At 66.0% G+C, this 18619-nt stretch carries 20 protein-coding genes; 9 read left to right on the top strand and 11 right to left on the bottom strand.

Translation table 11 applies throughout. From position 1 onward, the window contains the following. Nucleotides 1-25: 25 nt before the first annotated feature. The gene (locus AB3X96_RS04250) at nucleotides 26-484 is read right to left on the bottom strand and encodes an Lrp/AsnC family transcriptional regulator (protein WP_368588713.1); all 459 of its coding nucleotides are present in this window, start codon (nucleotides 482-484) and stop codon (nucleotides 26-28) included. A gap of 340 nt (nucleotides 485-824) precedes the next feature. Here AB3X96_RS04250 and AB3X96_RS04245 point away from each other — a divergent pair, with 340 nt between their 5' ends. Next, complete coding sequence (locus AB3X96_RS04245) at nucleotides 825-1343, top strand: Spy/CpxP family protein refolding chaperone (RefSeq protein ID WP_368588712.1); 519 nt, start codon at nucleotides 825-827, stop codon at nucleotides 1341-1343. A 113-nt stretch (nucleotides 1344-1456) separates the two neighbouring features. Then, nucleotides 1457-1894 carry a PGDYG domain-containing protein gene (locus AB3X96_RS04240; RefSeq protein ID WP_176108360.1) on the top strand — a complete coding sequence of 146 codons (438 nt, stop codon included), beginning with the start codon at nucleotides 1457-1459 and terminating at the stop codon, nucleotides 1892-1894. Between the two features lie 40 nt (nucleotides 1895-1934). On the opposite strand, the gene AB3X96_RS04235 is transcribed toward AB3X96_RS04240, so the two are convergent. From AB3X96_RS04235 to AB3X96_RS04200, 8 genes are all read right to left on the bottom strand, one after another. Beyond that, nucleotides 1935-2300, bottom strand: coding sequence for a DUF3022 domain-containing protein (locus AB3X96_RS04235; RefSeq protein WP_368588711.1), 366 nt, complete (start codon nucleotides 2298-2300; stop codon nucleotides 1935-1937). A 96-nt stretch (nucleotides 2301-2396) separates the two neighbouring features. Then, nucleotides 2397-3302 carry a YhfC family intramembrane metalloprotease gene (locus AB3X96_RS04230; protein WP_368588710.1) on the bottom strand — a complete coding sequence of 302 codons (906 nt, stop codon included), beginning with the start codon at nucleotides 3300-3302 and terminating at the stop codon, nucleotides 2397-2399. A gap of 84 nt (nucleotides 3303-3386) precedes the next feature. After that, nucleotides 3387-4460, bottom strand: a complete 1074-nt coding sequence (locus AB3X96_RS04225; RefSeq protein WP_368588709.1) for a LacI family DNA-binding transcriptional regulator — start codon at nucleotides 4458-4460, stop codon at nucleotides 3387-3389. A 54-nt stretch (nucleotides 4461-4514) separates the two neighbouring features. Further along, on the bottom strand, nucleotides 4515-5480 hold the full coding sequence (locus AB3X96_RS04220; RefSeq protein ID WP_368588708.1) for a 2-hydroxyacid dehydrogenase: 966 nt from the start codon (nucleotides 5478-5480) through the stop codon (nucleotides 4515-4517). Then, a complete protein-coding gene (locus AB3X96_RS04215) occupies nucleotides 5480-6769 on the bottom strand; it encodes an MFS transporter (RefSeq protein WP_368588707.1) in 1290 nt (429 codons plus the stop codon). The genes AB3X96_RS04220 and AB3X96_RS04215 overlap by 1 nt, the downstream gene beginning before the upstream one ends. Before the next feature lie 125 nt (nucleotides 6770-6894). Next, complete coding sequence (locus AB3X96_RS04210) at nucleotides 6895-7878, bottom strand: sugar kinase (RefSeq protein WP_368588706.1); 984 nt, start codon at nucleotides 7876-7878, stop codon at nucleotides 6895-6897. A gap of 81 nt (nucleotides 7879-7959) precedes the next feature. Continuing rightward, nucleotides 7960-8754 carry a sugar phosphate isomerase/epimerase family protein gene (locus tag AB3X96_RS04205; protein WP_368588705.1) on the bottom strand — a complete coding sequence of 265 codons (795 nt, stop codon included), beginning with the start codon at nucleotides 8752-8754 and terminating at the stop codon, nucleotides 7960-7962. A gap of 167 nt (nucleotides 8755-8921) precedes the next feature. After that, nucleotides 8922-9812: a LysR family transcriptional regulator gene (locus AB3X96_RS04200; protein WP_368588704.1), complete on the bottom strand. Its 891-nt coding sequence runs from the start codon at nucleotides 9810-9812 to the stop codon at nucleotides 8922-8924. Between the two features lie 137 nt (nucleotides 9813-9949). Between AB3X96_RS04200 and AB3X96_RS04195 the strand changes: the two genes are divergently transcribed. The 6 genes from AB3X96_RS04195 to AB3X96_RS04170 all read left to right on the top strand — a co-directional run bounded on the left by AB3X96_RS04195 (nucleotide 9950) and on the right by AB3X96_RS04170 (nucleotide 16200). Continuing rightward, nucleotides 9950-11029: a YeiH family protein gene (locus AB3X96_RS04195; RefSeq protein WP_368588703.1), complete on the top strand. Its 1080-nt coding sequence runs from the start codon at nucleotides 9950-9952 to the stop codon at nucleotides 11027-11029. A 202-nt stretch (nucleotides 11030-11231) separates the two neighbouring features. Continuing rightward, nucleotides 11232-11969, top strand: a complete 738-nt coding sequence (locus AB3X96_RS04190) for a glutathione S-transferase (protein WP_368588702.1) — start codon at nucleotides 11232-11234, stop codon at nucleotides 11967-11969. 112 nt (nucleotides 11970-12081) lie between these two features. Then, complete coding sequence (locus tag AB3X96_RS04185) at nucleotides 12082-13815, top strand: ClcB-like voltage-gated chloride channel protein (protein WP_368589059.1); 1734 nt, start codon at nucleotides 12082-12084, stop codon at nucleotides 13813-13815. 153 nt (nucleotides 13816-13968) lie between these two features. Beyond that, the gene (locus tag AB3X96_RS04180) at nucleotides 13969-15306 is read left to right on the top strand and encodes a C45 family autoproteolytic acyltransferase/hydolase (protein WP_368588701.1); all 1338 of its coding nucleotides are present in this window, start codon (nucleotides 13969-13971) and stop codon (nucleotides 15304-15306) included. Nucleotides 15307-15522: 216 nt separating this feature from the next. Beyond that, nucleotides 15523-15777 (top strand): hypothetical protein, encoded by a 255-nt coding sequence (locus tag AB3X96_RS04175; protein ID WP_176108347.1) that lies wholly within the window; start codon nucleotides 15523-15525, stop codon nucleotides 15775-15777. 192 nt (nucleotides 15778-15969) lie between these two features. Then, nucleotides 15970-16200: a DUF2795 domain-containing protein gene (locus tag AB3X96_RS04170; protein WP_176379263.1), complete on the top strand. Its 231-nt coding sequence runs from the start codon at nucleotides 15970-15972 to the stop codon at nucleotides 16198-16200. Between the two features lie 31 nt (nucleotides 16201-16231). On the opposite strand, the gene AB3X96_RS04165 is transcribed toward AB3X96_RS04170, so the two are convergent. Continuing rightward, a complete protein-coding gene (locus AB3X96_RS04165) occupies nucleotides 16232-17299 on the bottom strand; it encodes a LysR family transcriptional regulator (protein WP_368588700.1) in 1068 nt (355 codons plus the stop codon). Between the two features lie 266 nt (nucleotides 17300-17565). Between AB3X96_RS04165 and AB3X96_RS04160 the strand changes: the two genes are divergently transcribed. Then, nucleotides 17566-17778, top strand: a complete 213-nt coding sequence (locus AB3X96_RS04160) for a hypothetical protein (protein ID WP_368588699.1) — start codon at nucleotides 17566-17568, stop codon at nucleotides 17776-17778. Nucleotides 17779-17855: 77 nt separating this feature from the next. Here the strand turns inward: AB3X96_RS04160 and AB3X96_RS04155 are convergent, their stop codons facing one another. Then, nucleotides 17856-18473, bottom strand: coding sequence for a TetR/AcrR family transcriptional regulator (locus AB3X96_RS04155; RefSeq protein ID WP_368588698.1), 618 nt, complete (start codon nucleotides 18471-18473; stop codon nucleotides 17856-17858). Between the last annotated feature and the right edge of the window lie 146 nt (nucleotides 18474-18619).

The raw sequence follows: 18619 nt of genomic DNA, 5'->3' as shown, positions 1-18619 counted from the left end.
CGAAGAGGTTACGCCGCGCGCCGACTCACACCGTGCCGCGGTCGATCTTGCGCGCGAGAATGATCGACGTCGTGGTCCGCTCGACACCTTCGAGCCCGCCGATCTGATCGAGCAGATCGTTGAGCCGCTCAGGCGAATCGGCACGCAGCCATGCCACGTAGTCGTACTCGCCGCTGACCGCGCACAGCAGTTGCACCTCGGGCATCTTGCCGAGGCGCCTCTGCACGGCCGGCCCGTGCTTCGGCGCGATGATGATGCCGACATAAGCGACGATGCTCGAATCGAGAACGTCCTGGCCCAGCCGCACGCTGTAGCCGGCGATCACGTTGCTGCGTTCGAGCCGCGCAATGCGCGCGATCACGGTCGTGCGCGCGACGCCAAGTTGTCGTGCGAGATTCGCGACGCTCTCGCGCGCGTTGGCTTGCAGCAGTGCAACGAGATTACGGTCGAGGTCGTCGAGCTGGTCGAGGCGCGGAGGTCTCATCGAAGGGGCGGGAAGTTGATATGGAACGTCGCGGATTATCGCGCGTCTGCGCGGGCAGCGGCGCTGTGTGACGGTGTGCGCTCACCGCTGCCCGGCACACTGGGGGGCGTCTTCGGCGCGGCAGGTCGGCGCACTTGTCCCTCAGGCGCGAGCCGTTTCCCGTTCGTTTCGGTTGTAAGCGTTTGTCGCACAGGAGCCGTATTGTACGGATATCGTGTTACTAATAGCGGCGACGGGCGAATGCGGCAGCTGGTTGCGGCGCGCCGCTATTCGTCGCTGGCGCGAGGCGATACGCACGCCGCGCGCCGAGTCTCAATACGAACAGACATCAGGAGTTTCGATGAAAAAAGCACTCGTTATGCTGGCTACGGCCGTTTCGATGGGCGGCGCGTTCGCTCAAACCGCCGCGCCGGCCTCGGCCTCGGCACCGGACACCACGGCAACGGCTTCCGCGGCCAAGGCCGGCCATGAACGCAACGTCGAAGACCGCATCGCTTATCTGCATTCGCAACTGAAGATCACGCCCGCGCAGGAAACGCAATGGAAGGCATTCGCCGACGTGATGCGCAGCAATGGCGAAACGATGGGCCAGCTGTTCGAGCAGCGCAAAGCCGCCACCAACGTGAGTGCGCTCGACGACATGAAACAGTACGCAACGATTGCGCAGGCGCATGCGGACGGCATGAAGAAGCTCGTCGATGCGTTCGAGCCGTTGTATGGCAGCCTGTCGCCGGAGCAGAAGAAGCTCGCCGATGCGACGTTCCACCATGGCGGCCCCGAGGGTCATCAGCGCGGCCACCATGGCAAGGCCAGCAAGCCCGCGGCCGAAGCCGCGAGCGACGCGGCCGTCAAGCCGTAATGAAAGAGCACCCGCGGCGGGGGGGTGCCCCGTTGCGGGCATCTGGCATGATTCGGGTTCGCAAAGCGGCGAGTCTCGCCGCAACGCCCACCCCCTAATCTCCCACCCGCTTCATGACCGAACTCAGGAATCTCGATCTGCGTGACGATCCGCACGCCCAACGCGTCGTCAAGGACGAAACGGTAAGCGTCGAATTCGCCGCCTCCGAAGGCCAATTGATGAGCCTCGAAGGCCCGAACCGCTATGTGCGCGGCGATGCGCTGATCACCGGCTCGACCGGCGACCGCTGGGTCGTGTCGCGCGAGCGCTTCGACGCGAAGTACCTGCCCGCCGATCCAGCGCTCGCGCACGGCGAAGCCGGCGCCTATCGCAACATCCCGGCAGTCGTGCTTGCCCGCCGGATGGACGAGCCCTTCTCGCTCGCGCGCTCGGCCAGCGGCGGCGACGTGCTGCACGGCGCGGCCGGCGACTGGGTCATGCAGTACGCGCCCGGCGACTATGGCGTCGTGCAGGCCGCGCGTTTCGCGAAGGTCTATCGTCTCGCGGATTGAAGCAGATTCACCTACGCTTCATTTGCGCATCACCCGCGCTTCATGCGAACTCGTCGCCGAGCTCGACCGTGACTTCGCGCGGCACCGCCTCGCCGTTCGCGTATATTTCTTCGAGCGAGCCCAGGCTCGCTTCGACGTACGCGCGCAAAACCGCGAAGCTGCGGCCACGCAGCCGCGCCGGCATCGCGCGATAGCGCGCGAGCGCCGCCGGCGCGATCGCGACCGTCATCTCGATGCGCCTCGCGGTCGAGCCGAAGCGCATCGCTACCCAGTGAATCGTCAGTGTGGGCGCGCCATTGTCGGCGGCACGCTCGATGAACTGCGTCTGCTCGGGAAACAGATCGCTGATGACGCGCGCGAGCTCGCCGAACTCCGGATGCGCGCAGTCGTATTGGTAAGCTTCCATGAAGGCTGCCGGGAAAAGAAGATCCTGAAACGTAGGCGCATTTTAGAGAAACGCTGAAGGGATGGCGAGGCGCCTGCGATCCAGCGGTTCATTCGCTCACGCCGCCGCTGGCCACCGGTAACTGCGGATCAACAGTCCCGCGACGAACACCGCCGCCACCGCATAGATCGTATCGACCGCCGCGAGCGGCAGCAGCCGCGCCTGCGTCATCGCCGCGGGCGTGTCGATCAGCGCGTGCACCACGATCGCGAGCGGCAGGATGGTGAGCGAGCCGGCTCGCACGCCCCGCCACATCAGCACCGACAGGCCGATCTGGAACACCAGCGCGGCGACGCGTTCGAGCGCGAAAATGCCGGCCAGTTGCGGCGTCAGGCTTGCGAGAATCAGATGCACGCGCATCACTGCTTCGGCCGGCAGATTGCCGAGGTAATCGCCGAGCTGGCCGCGGTTTTCGAGGACCGCGAACACGAGCCACTGGAACTGCACGAGCACGCCGACCATCCACGCTTCCGCGCCGCCGTGGCCGAGGCCGTAGCTCAGCGCGGCGCCATCGTCGGCGCGCAAGGCGGCGGTGCGGGTGTCGGCGTCGGCGGTCGGGCTGGCGGCGGCGTTGGCGCCCGCGCTTGCAGCGACGCCGGTGGGCGCTTCCACGCTCGACTTTTTGCGCACGGCCGGCCGCGTCGCCGCCCGCTTCATCAGCAGCCGCATGCCGAAGAACCGCCCCACTTCCTCGCAAACGCCCGCGACCAGCGCTCCATAGACGACGAACGCGAGCGGCTGCGACAGGAACGCCGCCGTCGCCGCGTTACCGCGCAGCAGATAGTCGTTCAGCGCCCGCTCGATCACCATCGCGAACAGCGCGAACACCGCGACGCCGGCGATCGCGTCGCGCGGCCTGAGCGCGAGCGGACGGCGCAACTGCCGGTAAAGCAGAAAAGGTAAAGCGGCGACGACGAGGGTGGCGAGCGCGAGGCTCGCGAGGGTAAGCGGTGGCACGACCATGAGTATCCTTGCGGGGTTCCTTGCAATCCCCGGCGCGCAACCGCTGCGCGCCGCAGCCCCGAATGATCGCAGATTGACCGGAAATCAGCGCGCGGTCGACGCACGCACGATCAGCTCGCCCGGCAGCAGGCAGTCGCGCGCGCCCATCTGCGCGCCTTCGATGCGCTCGTGCAGGAATTCGACCGCGCGATAACCGATGTCATAGGTCGGCTGACGGATCGTCGTGATGCCGGCGAGCTCGGCCCAATCCGGATCGTCGATGGAAAGCAGCGCGACGCGGCTCTGCCAGTGCGCGCCGTAACGCGCGTTCAGGTGCAGCGCGAGGCGCAACGCGACCGGCGCGTTGGCCGCGAACAGCGCGACGCGTGGGGCGGTGCCAGCCCCGCCCGGCGAGTCGATCGCACAATCCAACTGCGCAAGGGCGCGCTCGACAGCAGTTTCATCGGCGAGATCGAGTACTAGCGTACGACCGCGCGCGCGGCCTTCATCGCGCATCGCGCGATCGAACGCGTCGACGCGTTGCCGCCGCGAGCTGACCCGCTCGAACGGCTGCACGACGAACCAGATATGCTCGAAGCCCCGTTCGAGCAGGTGCCGCGTCCCAAGCTCGGCGGCCGCGCCATTGTCGAGACCGACCATGTCGGCGACGAGCCCCTCCACGCGCCGATCGACCAGCACCGCCGGAATCCCGCCATCGCCGACCGGCCGCAGCGTCTCCTCGCGCACGCCGAGCGCGTTGACGATCACGCCTTCCACGCGATACGTGGTCAGCAGTTGCAGGTAACGGCGCTCCATCTCGACTTCGTTCGCCGCGTGGCAGATCAGCGGCATCAAACCGAGCGCGTGGCACGCGGCCTCGACGCCTTGCAGCACTTCGACCGAGTACGGATTGGTCAGGTCGGCGACCAGCATGCCGATCAGCCGGTTGCGGCCGCGCTTCAGGCCGCGCGCCATCTGATTCGGCTGGTAGTCGAGCCGCGCGATCGCGGCTTCGATACGCGCGCGCAGCTCGGGCGACAGCGCGCTGAACTCGCCGTTCAGATAGCGCGAGATGCTGGTCTTGCCGGTGCCGGCTTCGCGCGCGACATCGGTGATCGTCGCGCGGCGCGTCGGCGCGGACGGCGGACTGGGTGGCGTGGCGGGCGGGGTCGTGCTCATTCGCTGATCGCTCGTGTCGGTCGGAGGGCGGCAGCTTGCGCGCCACCCTGCGATTCACTTCGCCAGGACTTCACGGTTGACGATGTTGGTCGTCAAGGTGCCGTCGAGCGCGGCGACCAGGTTCTCCGCCGCGTTGAGCGCCATCGCATGACGGGTCTCGTGCGTCGCCGAACCGATATGCGGCAGCGCGACCACGTTTGGCATCGACAGCAACGGCGAGTCGGCCGGCAAGGGTTCGGTGTCGAACACGTCGAGGCCCGCACCGTGAATCGTGCCGTTCTTCAATGCCTCGATCAGCGCCGCTTCGTCGACGGTCGCGCCGCGCGACGCGTTGATCAGGATCGCGCTCTTCTTCATCGCGCGCAGTTCGGCCGGGCCGATCAGATGCCGCGTTTGCGGCGTGAGCGGCACCTGCAGACAGACGAAATCGGACTGCGCGAGCAATTCGGCCAGTTCGACGCGCCGCGCGCCATACGCCGCTTCCGCCTGGCGGTTCGCGCTGCGGTTCGTGTACAGCACCTTCATGTTGAAGCCGAGCGCAGCGCGCCGTGCGACCGCGCCGCCTATCCGCCCCAGGCCGACGATGCCGATCGTCTTGCCCTGCACATCGACCCCGAACTGCGCGGGCCCGATGCTCGTGCGCCACTGGCCCGCCTTGACCCAGTCGGCCAGCTCGACCACGCGCCGCGCGGACGCGAGGATCAGCGAGAACACGGTATCGGCGGTCGATTCGGTCAGTACGTCCGGCGTGTGCGCGAGCACGATGCCGCGGCGCGTGAGGTCGTCGACGTCGAACTGGTCGTAGCCGACCGAGATCGTCGACAGCGCCTTAAGCCGGCTCGCGCCTTCGAGCATCGCCGGCGCGATCTTCACGCTTGCGCCGATGCCGCCGTCGGCGTCGCGCAACGCGGCGACGAAAGCATCATGCTGTGACGGATCGACCTGCACGACCTGCGCATGCTGTTGCAGATAGGCGAGCACATCCTCGGGCAGCGACTTCCAGGCGACGATCTTCTTCATCAGCTAATTTTCCTTGCGACGGTGGGACGAGCGGGGTCGCGTCGTTCGGCGGCGGCCGGCTTGACTGCGAGCGTCAGGATCACCGCGGCGACGAGCGCCACGCTCATGAACGCATACGATGCCGCGGGCGAGCCGGTCGCGCCGTTCAGATAGCCGACCACGTACGAGCCGACGAACGAACCGAGCGCACCCATGCTGTTGATCAGCGCCATCGCGCCACCCGCGACGTTCTTCGGCAGCAGTTCGGGCACGATCGCGAAGAACGGGCCATACGGCGCGTACATGGCGGCGCCCGCGATCACGAGCAGCGCATACGAAATCCAGAAATGCGCGGAGCCGAGCCCGTACGACGCCGCGAACGCAATCGCGCCGACCAGCAGGAACGGCCACACGAACACCTTGCGGCGGTTGAGTTTATCCGATGCCCACGAAGCTGCAAGCATCGCGATCGTCGCGGCCGCATACGGCAGCGCAGACAGCCAGCCCGTCTCGACCATGCCGATCGACGAGCCGTTTTTCAGGATCGACGGCAGCCACAGCACGAAACCGTACACGCCGATGCTCCAGCAGAAATACTGCGCGCACAGCTTGATGACCGCGGGCGTGCGAAACGCCTCGCTGTAGTTGCGCACCGGCTTGATCGCGGCCTGCTCGGCGCGCAAGGTCTGCGCGAGCGCATCCTTTTCCTGCTGCGTGAGCCACGACACCTGCTCGGGCTTGTCCTTCACGAGGAACCACCAGCACACCGCCCAGAGGATCGCGGGCGCGCCCTCGGCGATGAACATCTGCCGCCAGCCGAACGAATGCACGAGATAGCCCGACACGACCGACATCCACAGCACCGTGACCGGGTTGCCGAGAATCAGGAACGTGTTCGCCCGCGAGCGTTCGCTCTTCGTGAACCAGTTGCTGATGAAGATCAGCATCGCCGGCATCACCGCGGCTTCGACGATGCCGAGCACGAAGCGGATCGCCATCAGCGATGGAATGTTGCTGACCATGCCGGTCAACGCCGCGCAGCCGCCCCACAGGATGAGGCTCCAGAACACGAGCTTCTTCACACTGCGGCGCTCGGCGTAGATCGCGCCCGGAATCTGGAAGAAGAAATAGCCGAGGAAAAACAGCGCGCCGATCAGCGACGCGAGCCCCTTGCTGATGCCGAGATCCTGGTTGATCCCGGCCGCCGCCGCGAAGCCGAAATTCGCGCGATCCAGATACGCGAGGCTGTAGGTGATGAACACGATCGGCATGATCGTCCACCAGCGGCGAATCGCAAGTGATGAGGTCATGAAAGTCTCCTTGGACGGCGTCGTCCCGAATCAATGATGAAAAAAACTTGGCGCGCTGAGGGCGCTCTTGTTGTCGTGTGGATGCTGGTCGTGTATGCATCGCTATCGACGCAGTCCGAGCCGCGTCAGGCCGCGCTTGCGATGCCCGGCACCTCGGCCAGTTCCAGCGCGTCCAGTTCGGCGCGGCTCGGCAAACCTTCCGAATCGCCGATCACCTGAATCGCGAGCGCGCCGATCCGGTTGCCGCGCGCGACCGCCTGCGCGAGCGTGCGGCCTTCGAGCAGCGCGCTGATTACGCCGACCGCGAAACCATCGCCGGCGCCGACCGTATCAACGACGTTCGCGACCGGCCGGCCGGCGATCGTCGCGGCATCGGTCGCGGTGCGGTAATACGCGCCCTGCGCGCCGAGCTTGACGATCACGCCGCGCGCGCCGCGCTCGAGGTAGAACTGCGCGATGTCCTCCGGCTGCGTGTAGCCGGTCAGAATCTCACCCTCGCCAATGCCGGGCAGCACCCAGTCGGCGAGTGCCGCGAGCGCGTTCAGGCCTTCGACCATCGCCGCGCGCGACGGCCACAGCGTCGGGCGCAGGTTCGGGTCGAACGAGATCGTCCTGCCTGCCGCACGCATTTCACGGGCCAGATGGAACGCGAGTTCGCGCGAACTCGCCGAGATCGCCGGCGCGACGCCGGTCAGATGCAAATGACGCGCGGGCAGCACGTAGTCGGCGACGTAGTCGTCGCGCGACAGATGGCTCGCCGCCGAGCCTTTGCGGAAGTATTCGACCGCCGGATCGCTGCCGTCGTCGTTCTTCGACTTCAGCTGGAAGCCGGTCGGATAGCGCGCGTCGGTGCTCACGCATTGCTGGTCGATGCCCTCCTTCGTCAGCGTGTCGCGCACGTACTGGCCGAACGAATCGTCGCCGACGCGGCTCATCCAGCCCACCCTGAAGCCGAGTCGCGACAAGCCGATCGCGACGTTCAGATCCGCACCGGCGATGCGCTTCGTGAAGTGTCCGACGCCTGCCAGCGGGCCGGTTTCGGTGGCGACGAACATCGCCATCGCTTCGCCGTAGGTGATCACGTCGAGGGCGGGGTACGGGTGGATCATGCTGGGCTCCTGGTGGTGCATCCGATGCCGATGATTCAGGTTGCGTTGCGTTGTTTGCTGCCTTGCTTGCCGCGTCGCGGTCTATACCCGCGCTAGCCAGTTCACATAGTGCGCGGCATCAGCATCGATCCGGCTCGGGTCGAACGGAAACTCGATGCCACGCGGCACATCGCGCGGCAGCTGGTCGAGGACCGCGCGGAATGGCGCGTCATCGTCGGCCGGCGCGGTCGCGAAGCGCCGCGCGCCCTCGCCCGTCGTGCTCTTGCAATGGATGTACTCGACGTACGGCGCAAGCTGCGGCGCGATCTGGAGCGGCGCGACGTCGAGCCACGCCCAGTTGCCGGTATCGAAAGTCATACCGAGCGCGTCCGCGTGGCCTTCACGCGCGAGCGCGTCGAACAGCCCGACGAACTGCGCGGGCGAGCCGCCCTGCGCCAGTTGCCCGTTTTCGACGACGAGCCGTGGCTGCGCGCCGTCCGTGGTGCCGCAGCCGCTCGCCACCTGCGCGACGAGCGCCGCACCGTGAGCCTCCCCCGCGAAGCCGCCGAGTTGCAGCTTGACGAAGCGCGCGCCGAGCGCGGCCGCTTCGTCGAGCGCCAGACGCAGCGCGTCGGTATCGAGCTGGCCGTTCGCGGCGTACAACGATGCCGGCGTCGAGAACACCGGCCACAGCCCGAGATCGGCCAACGCCGCGCCGAGGGCGCGCAGCCGTTGCGGGTCCGCGTCCGCGTCGCTCGCGAACAGCTCTCGACGCACTTCGAAACCCGCCGCGCCGGCTCGCTTTGCCGCCTGCGCGCATTTCAGATGGCCGTCGGCCCGCACGGCGTTCACACCGAACGCGCTGGCGACGACCACGATCTCAACTGCATCAGCCATGTCCAACTCACTCGATCCTGACACGAAACCGTTCTTGGAACCGGTTCCAATCACACTTCGAAAAAAAGCGCCGAGGCGCTGCGATGTGCGAATAGTGCGCGGGACGGCCATCGCGCACCATAGAGGAAATCCCCAGGCGCGCCGGCCGCACGCCGCCAGCGCTGCAGTCAGCCGCCGTCCGCGATACACATCGCCAGAAACTGTTCGACAACCCGCGACGGCGCGCTCGCATGGGGCACCAGAATCGACAGCCGCCGCATCAGCGGCTGCGGGCTCAGCGACATCAGACGCAGCGCACCGTTCTCATGCCGCATCGACATCGCCGACACGAAGCCGACGCCCATGCCGGCTCGCACCGCCTCCTTCACGCCTTCGACCCCGGCGATCTCGAGTGCCACGCGCATCGGCACGCCCGCGCGAGCGAATTCGCGCTCGACCGTCTGCCGCACGCCCGAGCCTTCCTCGCGCAGCACCAGCGGATAGGCGCCGAACGCGGCCAGCTCGATGCGCTCGCCGTTGTCCGCCTGCGCGAGCGGGTGCGAGCGCGGCATGATCGCGACGATTTCATCCTCGCGCCACGCATGGACGACCGTATCCGGCGGCAGATCGGCGCCGGCGGGGCCCTCGATCATCGCGATGTCGACCGAGCCGAGTGCGCCGACGATCTCGGCCGTATTGCCGTTGGCGGTATGCACGGTCACGTCCGGATAGCGGCGATGGAATTCGGCGATCAGATACGGCAGCAGATAGCTCGCCGGCGTCGTGCTCGCGCCGATCCGCAAAGTGCCCTGCTCCAGACCGCGCAGCGCGTCGCGATACGCATGCGCCTGCCGCCAGATGTCGCGCAGCCGCGCCGCATAGCTGGCGAGCTGCTCGCCGGCCGGCGTCAGCCGTACGCCGCGGCCATCGCGCTGGTACAGAGGCTCGCCGAACTCGTCCTGCAATTGCCGTAGCTGTCCGGACACCGCCGGCTGCGACAGATGCAGCGCCACCGCCGCCCGGCTGATGTTGCGATGCTCAGCGACGGCAGCAAACGTTATAAGTTGATCCGGGGTCATCTCGATGAAATATTGGTTGGGCCGATACTTCACATTCTAAATCACGATTTTTCATATCGTTATATCTAATTTAGGATTAGCCCCGTTGCTGCTCATGCAGTTCTGTGCAAGTTCGCTACGAAGTCAGGCACCCGATCATGTCCACACCCACCGTCCCGCTCACTGCCGCCTCCCCCGCGCTGTCCACTCGCGGCCAACTCAATGGCGTGCTATTCGTCGCGCTGTTCGCCGCCGCCGTCACGCGCATCGCGGCGATTCCGGCGGTTGCCGGTCTTGGCCTGAGTCCGCTGATCGTCGGCATCGTCGCCGGTGCGATCTATGGCAACGCGCTGCGCGACAGCATGCCGGCCAGCTGGGCGGCGGGCGTCAACTTCTCGGCGCGCAAGCTGCTGCGCATCGCGGTCGCGTTCTTCGGTCTGCGCGTGAGCCTGCAGGAAATCGCCCAGGTGGGCCTGCCGGGTCTCGCGGAATCGGTGCTGATCGTCGTCAGCACGCTCGTGATCGGCACCTGGGCCGGTATCAAGATCATGAAGCTCGATCGCGACACCGCGCTGCTGACGGCGGCCGGCAGCGCGATCTGCGGCGCGGCCGCGGTGCTCGCTTTCGAATCGACGCTGCAATCGAAGCCGCACAAGAGCGCGATGGCGGTCGGCACCGTCGTGCTGTTCGGCACGCTGTCGATGTTCCTGTACCCGGTGCTGTTCAACGCGGGCTGGCTGCATCTCGATACGGTCGGCGCGGGTCTCTTCTTCGGCGGCACGATCCACGAGGTCGCGCAGGTGGTCGGCGCGGCGAGCAACGTGAGCCCGGAAGCGACGCACATCGCGACGATCGTCAAGATGACCCGCGTGATGCTGCTCGTGCCGGTATTGCTGGTGGTCGGCCTGTGGGTGAACCGCGCGGCGCGCGGCGCGAAGGATGGCAGCACGGACGGCGTCGTCCCACGCAAGCTTGCGATCCCCTGGTTCGCACTCGGCTTTCTCGCCTGCGTCGCGATCAACTCGCTGCATGTGCTGCCGCAAAGCGCCACCTCGTCGCTGAACCTGCTCGACACCTTCGCGCTGACGATGGCGATGACCGCACTCGGCATGGAAACGCGCATTTCGCAGATTCGCGAAGCGGGTCCGCGCGCGCTGACCACGGGCCTGATTCTGTATGTGTGGCTGATCGCCGGCGGACTGGGCATCACATGGGCCGTCCAGCACCTGTTGCGCTGAGCCGTCGCCGGCTTCCCCGCCTTCCCCGACACCCCGCCGCGCGCGGGGTTTTGGGCATTCTGGCGCCCCATCCGGCCCGCTCACACGGCATACTCGTTGCTGCGAACTTTGCTCCCACAACCCGCCTGTGCGCATGGTCCGATGGCAGCGGTGAAACCGTCTTCCCGCGACGCGTCCCGGCGACCGGAATGAGGATCGATCGATGAGCCTGGAACTGTACTACTGGGATGGCCTGCAAGGCCGCGGCGAATTCGTGCGGCTCGCGCTGGAGGAAGCCGGCGTCGACTATGTCGAAGTCGCGCGCGGCAAGCCTTCGAAGGGCCTCGGCACCGAGGCGATGATGGCCGTGATGGACAGCCCCGACGAGCCGTATCCGCCGTTCGCGCCGCCGTTTCTGAAAGACGGCGATCTGGTGATCCCGCAAACCGCCAACATCCTGTTCTATCTCGGCCCGCGGCTCAATCTCGCGCCCACGGTGGAGAGCCTGCGCTACGTCGCGAACGGCCTGCAACTGACGATCGCCGACGTCGTCACCGAAGCGCACGACACCCACCATCCGCTCGCGAGCGGCCTCTACTACGAGGAGCAGAAAGATGCGGCGAAGGTGCGCGCGCACGATTTCATCGAGCATCGGATTCCGAAGTTCATGTCGTACTTCGAACGCGTGCTCGCGCAGAATCCGGCCGGCGACAGCTTCATGGTCGGCGACGCGCTGACCTATGTGGATCTGTCGATGTTCCAGTTGATCGATGGTCTGCTGTATGCGTTTCCGCGCGCGCTGAAGCGCTTCGGCGAGCACTATCCGCGGCTCGCCGCGCTGCACGACAGGGTGATCGCCAGACCGAACATCGTCGCGTACCTGGACTCGGACCGGCGCATCGCCCATAACGAAAGCTGCGTCTTCCGGCACTACCCGGAACTCGACAAGGCGGCGACTTGAACCGCGCCGCCCGGCCCCGCCCGCTCGCCGCCGCGCGCCCGCCATTCGACGCGGGCGCGCTGTTGTTATGGCGCGGATTTTTCAACCTCCCATCACGCCCCGTACCGTCGACGTGCTTTCATTCCTGCTGAAGCTGCGCACCCGCGCCCAACGCCTTTTCCGCCTCTCCGATGCCCATACGATGCTGGTCTGGTCGGTCGTCGTCGGCATTGCCGGCGCGTTCGCCACCGTGGCGTTTCGCAAGGGCATCGAACTGCTGCAACTGGCGATAACCGGCCACTCCGGCAGCTTCGTCGAAACGGCGCGCAGCCTGCCGTGGACCGTGCGCATCTGGGTGCCGGCCGCGGGCGGTCTGGTCGCCGGCGTGTTTCTGCTGATCGCGCAGCGTCACGCCGACCGGCACCCGCACTCCGACTACATGGAAGCCGTCGCGATCGGCGACGGCGCCGTGCCGGTGCGCCTGAGCTTGTGGCGCAGCGTGTCGTCGCTGTTTACGATCGCGAGCGGCGGCTCGATCGGCCGTGAAGGTCCAATGGTGCAGCTCGCGGCGCTCGCCTCGTCGCTGATCGGCCGCTGGGTCCACTTCGATCCGCCGCGGCTGCGCCTGCTGGTCGCGTGCGGCGCGGCGGCCGGTATCACGTCCGCGTACAGCGCGCCGATCGCGGGCGCGTTTTTCGTCACCGAGATCGTGCTCGGCTCGATCGCGATGGAGAGCTTCGGGCCGGTGGTGGTCGCCGCGGTCGTCGCGAACATCACGATGCGCGAATTCGCCGGCTACAAGCCGCCCTACGAGATGCCGGAGTTTCCGACCGTGACCGGTCCCGAGGTGCTGCTGTTCGTCGCGCTCGGCGCGCTGTGCGGCGCGGCCGCGCCGCAGTTCCTGCGGTTGCTCGATGCCTCGAAGCGGACCTTTCGCAAGCTGCCGGTGGCGCTGCCGGTGCGGCTCGCAATCGGCGGTCTCGTGGTTGGCATCATCTCGGTCGCGGAGCCCGAGGTGTGGGGCAACGGCTACAGCGTCGTGAACTCGATCCTGCATTCGCCGTGGACGTGGACCGCGCTCGTGCTCGTGCTCGTCTGCAAGCTCGCGGCGACCGCGGCGACGGCCGGCTCCGGCGCGGTCGGCGGCGTGTTCACGCCGACGCTGTTCGTCGGCGCGGCGGTCGGCTCACTGTTCGGCCAGGGCATGCACGCGTTGTGGCCGCACGCGACGTCGGCCGCTTATGCGTATGCGATGGTCGGCATGGGCGCGTTCCTCGCGGGCGCGACCCAGGCGCCGCTGATGGCGATCCTGATGATCTTCGAAATGACCTTGAGCTATCAGGTCGTGCTGCCGCTGATGGTGTCGTGCGTGGTCGCGTACTTCATCGCGCGCGCGATCGGCAAGACCTCGATGTACGAGATCACGCTGCGCCGCAATCGCGAGGAGCAGGAACGAACGCGACTGCGCGCGACGCAGATGCGCGAGCTGATCCGCCCCGCGCAGACCGTCGTACCGCCGAACGCGAGCGTGCACGACATGACGCGCGTGTTTCTCGAATATCCGGTCAAGTACCTGTACGTCGCCAACGACTCGGGCGCATTTCTCGGCGTGGTCGCGCTGAAGGACATCACGTCCGATCTGCTCGACCGGACCGACACGTCGATGAAAACCGCCGCCGATTATCTGCAGCCGCACTTCGACGTGCTGACGCCGGACATGTCGCTTGCCGTCGCGTTGCAGCACTTCATGGCGTTTCAGGGCGAGCGGCTGCCGGTGATCGAAAGCACCGCGCGTCCGTTGCTTGCCGGGGTCGTCTACAAGACCTCGCTGCTCGACGCGTACTTCCGCATGAATCCGTCGCGCTAGGGCCTTCGCGCAAGCTTCGCGGCGCGCGATGCAAAGCGCCGCGGATTCTCTACAATGAACAGACTGCCCGCCCTTCATGCGGCCGGCACACGTGAGCCCAGCATGGGCGCGGCGACAGCGCCCGCCCTATACGCCGTATCGTCGGAGCCGAAGATGAGCGAACCGTCCCCCGAGGCCGTACGCCGCGATCAGGCCGGCTGGATTTTCGTGCATATCGAAGGCGAGCCGTACGATCGCGGCGAACAGCACGGCCAGTTGCTCGCCGACGAAATCAGAAACGCGATCCGCACCGCGCGCTATCTCGCCAGGTGGGACACCGGCGAGGAGTTCGACACCTTCGTCAACGCCGCGACGAGTCAGTTCGCGAGCAAGCTCGACACCGAATTCGCCGACGAAATTCATGGCATCGCCGATGGCGCGAAGCTGCCGTTCGCCGAAGTGCTCGCGTGGAACGGCTACATGGATCTGCTGCAAAGCTGGTGGCCGACACATGCGGCGCAGGCACAGCCGCATCTGGGCGCGAAACTGTGGCGCGGCCGGCGCGGTCACCACTGCAGCGCGTTCATCGCGACCGGCAGCGCGACGCGCGACGGCCGCATCGTGATGGCGCACAACTCATGGGACCGCTATGCGGCCGGCGACGCGTTCAACGTCGTGTTCGACATCGTGCCCGACCGCGGCAACCGCATCCTGATGCAGGGTCTGCCGGGCTGCATCTCGAGCCTGACCGATTTCTGGGTCACGGCGGCCGGTCTGATGATCACCGAAACGACGATCTCGAACTTCGCGGGCTACAACCCGGCCGGCGCGCCCGAGTTCTATCGCTCGCGGCGCGCGTCGCAATATGCGAACAGCATCAAGGAATGGTGCGAGATGTTCTCGCTCGCAAACAACGGCGGCTACGCGAACAGCTGGCTGCTCGGCGACACGAAGACCGGCGAGATCGCGCGTTACGAACTCGGGCTGCACTATTCGGGCTTCGAGACCACCAGGGACGGTTTCTACAGCGGCTACAACACCGCGACGGATCTGAAGATCCGCAACCAGGAATGCATCGGCGAAGGCGAGGACTATACCGACGTGCGCAAGAACGGCGCGCGGCGTCTGCGTTTCATGCAGCTCGAGGAAATGCATCGCGGCAGCATCGACGTCGAACTCGCCAGGCAGATGATCGCCGATCATCACGACGTCTATCTCGATCGCAACGACAACCCGTGCTCGCGCACGATCTGCGGGCATCTGGAGCTCGACGACGCGCGCTTCGGCGGCACCGATCACGGCCCGTTCAATCCGTGGGGCGCGAACGACGGCAAGGTGGTCGATAGCGAAATGGCGCGCGAGATGGCGTTTACCGCGCGCTGGGGGCATCCGTGCGGCCGGCCGTTCGACGCGCAGGCGTTTATGAAGCGGCATCCGCAGTGGAACTGGCTGAACGGCTATATGCGCGACCGTCCGTCGTGGCCGTGGACGCGCTTCGACGTGCTGCGCTAACGCATGGCGGACGCGCGCGGTGGTTCGTGCGATGATGGAATCTACAATACGGTTTTGTCGCAAATGTGCGCGCCTTGCAGTATTTGCCGTCTAACATGGTAAGGAGCTTGCGCCGCGTAGCGCTACGCCGTCCTTGGCTTGCACCGTCCTTTCGACGCGGGACGGCACAGGGTTTGCTCGATTGTCAGCGCCGCATGAGCTTTAGGAGGTCGGGCGATGAAAACCTCGACACTGTTAATCATGGTGACGCTGTCAGCCTCGTGTTTCGCCGCGCCGGTTCATACCGCGCCGGACAGCAAGGATTCCATTACGCTTGCGCAACGCGTGGACGCCGCGCCGGTCGCGCCTCCTGCCCCGGACGTGGCGAGCGCCGACTCGAGCCGTCCGCAGCACTGGGAGCATATTGCGCTCCCAAAGTCCCGACATCTGGAACGCAGCCTGACCGGGCAGCACGAGCATCTGACCACGTGAGTGCGGCCGCAACGGCGGGCGTTGGCGCTGCCGCGACGGCGCGCCGGCCCGGCTTGCGCCGGCTGTCATGAAGATGGGGTGGCGATACGCGTGGGATTGCGACACGCTGCGAGAAACTCATCGCGGCGAGGCGCTAGCTTTTCGCGGCGGCAATAACAACGTGACTAACTCGAGCTCGACAGGAGCATGCGCATGACGGCCTCGGACATCCCCGGCGAATCGATCGATCTGCAGATCGCCGATCTTCTCAGCGAAGTCGAATTTCCCACCAACAAAGATGCGCTCGTCGACGCGGCACGCGAAGCCGGCGCGAGCAACGAGGTACTGGCGATGCTCGATAGCATGCCGGAGCAGGATTATGTCGACATCGAGTCGGTCACGCGCCTGATCGGCGGCAATTATGGTCCGGGCTTAGGCATCTGAAGCCGGATTCAGACACGCATCACCTCACCCTTCAGAACTGCGACGACGCCGCGATCCGCGTGCGCGGCACCCTTGTCACACGGCGTGTCGTGCGGGTGCGTTCGAGCGCGTCTTCGGCCATCTCGCGCGCGACCTGATCGTCGGCCCCCCTCACCTGCGCTACCGCCCGCACCAGCGCCGCACTGCGCGAATCCCGCACCTGTGCGCTTTCCGGTTGGAAATGCTCGACCAGATGATCGATGAACGTCCGTACCTTCGCCGGCAGATGCAGCCGGCTCGGATACGCAATCGTGATTTCGATGGGCGGCAGGCTGTACTGGTCGAGCAGACGCACGAGCCGCCCAGCCGCCAGATCCCGCCCGATCAGGTAGCTCGGCAGAATCGCCACGCCCATGCCCAGCAGCGCGAACTGCCGCAGCATCTCGGCGTTGTTCGCCGCGATCGCGTTGGTCGGCCGCACCCGCACTTCGCCGTCCGGCCCGCTGAACACGCGCTCCTCGCCGCCACCCTGCTCGGCCGGCCGGCTCAGGCACGAATGCCCGAGCAGATCGTCGGGGCGTTTCGGCGTGCCGTGTTGCGCCAGATACTCGGGCGTCGCGCACACTGTCATATAGCCGGTCGTCAGCCGCCGCGTGACGATGCTCGCGCTGCGCATCTGCCGCGCAACCAGAATACCGACGTCGAAGCCCTCTTCGACGAGATCGACGTGGCGGTCGGCGAGCGTGACGTCGGGCACGACGTCCGGATAGCGCGCCGCGTACGACTGCACGACCGGCGCGAGACTATGCAGCCCGAACACGACCGGCGCGACGATGCGCAGTGTGCCGACTGGTTCGTGATTGCGCGCCACCACCATCTGCTCGACGCCTTCGAGATCGGCGAGGATGTGACGTACGCGCTCCAGATAGGTCGCGCCGGATTCGGTCAGCGACAGACGGCGGGTCGTGCGGTTCAGCAATCGGGTGCCGAGCCGCGCTTCGAGATCCGCGACGTGCCGCGTGACGACCGCGGTGGACAGATCCAGCGCGGCCGCCGCGCCAACGAAACTGCCGAGGTCCGCCACCTTGACGAACACGCGCATCGACTGCAGTTGATTCATGGGACGACTCCTGCCTCGGTAAAGCCGGGCCGGCGCAATGGTTGCCGCCTGCGTGGACCCGCGCGGCATGCGCATGGGCCCGCCCAACCCAACCGATTCTAGCTATCGGACATGTCCCAACCCTGACCCAGACATGACATTCCGGTCAGATTCGAGGTGGCGTGTCGATCCCGCCACTATTGCGGCGTCTATTGTGGGTTTTAACTAGGTATAAACCCTAGTCTATTGGTAAAATAGCGGCCGAAAGAAATTACCGCCCCATCGCCATGCCACATCGTTTTCATCTGCTCGAAAAAATCGCGTTTTCGCTGGTTTGCTGGTCGGCCGCCGCCAGCTCGGCATATATCGCTTATGAGCGCTGCGCGGATATCAAGGTCGCCCTGCACGCAGGGGCAAAGATCCTCGACGCCAGCGGCCAATACGCGTTCGCTTGCGCGGCGCCCGCCGCCGAAGCCTGCGCGCAACTGCCGGTCGACTGATTTTTGCGGTTCTAGCCGTATCTGATGCGCGATCCGTCGGGGTCGCGCGTTCTTGCATCCGGGCTCAACGCCCACTGTCACGCATCGCGCCCGAACACCACGCGCGAGAAAAACCCCGCCAGCACCATTTCGGCCATTTCGGTCGGCACATTCTGCGGATCGACCGTGTAGAAGAACTGGACGCCGTCGCATAACCCCATCAGTCCGATCGCGAGCTGCTCGGGCGGCATCGACATCGGCGTGCCCACGCGCTCCGAGAACTCGCGCACATAGGCGCTCAACTGTTCGATCTTCTCGTGCATGTACGCGTTGAAGCGCAGCCGGAAACGGCCGTCGCGCACCGCCAGCAGCTTCGCCTCGACCCATAGCAGAAAACACTTGTTCTCGCGATGCAGCGAGCTGTAGTAGCGCAGCACGCGCGCCTCCATCTCCTCGCGCGACGCCGCGTTTTCGAAGATCGCATGCAGTCCCGCCTGCATCGCTTCGTGATCACGCCGCAACAGCTCCAGAAACAGCTCGGTCTTGCTGCGGAAGTTCGAATAGAACGCGCCGCGCGTATAGCCTGCCGCCGCCGCGATGTCCTCGACACTCGCCGCGACGAAGCCCTTCTTCATGAAAGTTGCCTGCGCAGCATCGAGCAGCCGCCCCCGCGTCTGGTCTTTGCTCTGCTCTCGTGTCAGTCTTTGACGTTTCATGGCCGCAAGCCTAGCATCCAAAAGAATTCAAATCCATCTATACATTCAGATACACGAGTGTATTAGAATGCATTTCGTCATCCAAAGCCATATCTGTATGCCATTAGCATGAACGGCGTGCAGGTCTTCGCTGGCGGGCCACGCGG

It is taken from the genome of Paraburkholderia sp. BR13439, from assembly GCF_040948805.1.
Classification (GTDB): domain Bacteria; phylum Pseudomonadota; class Gammaproteobacteria; order Burkholderiales; family Burkholderiaceae; genus Paraburkholderia; species Paraburkholderia youngii.
This window is presented reverse-complemented; position numbering and strand designations above follow the sequence as displayed.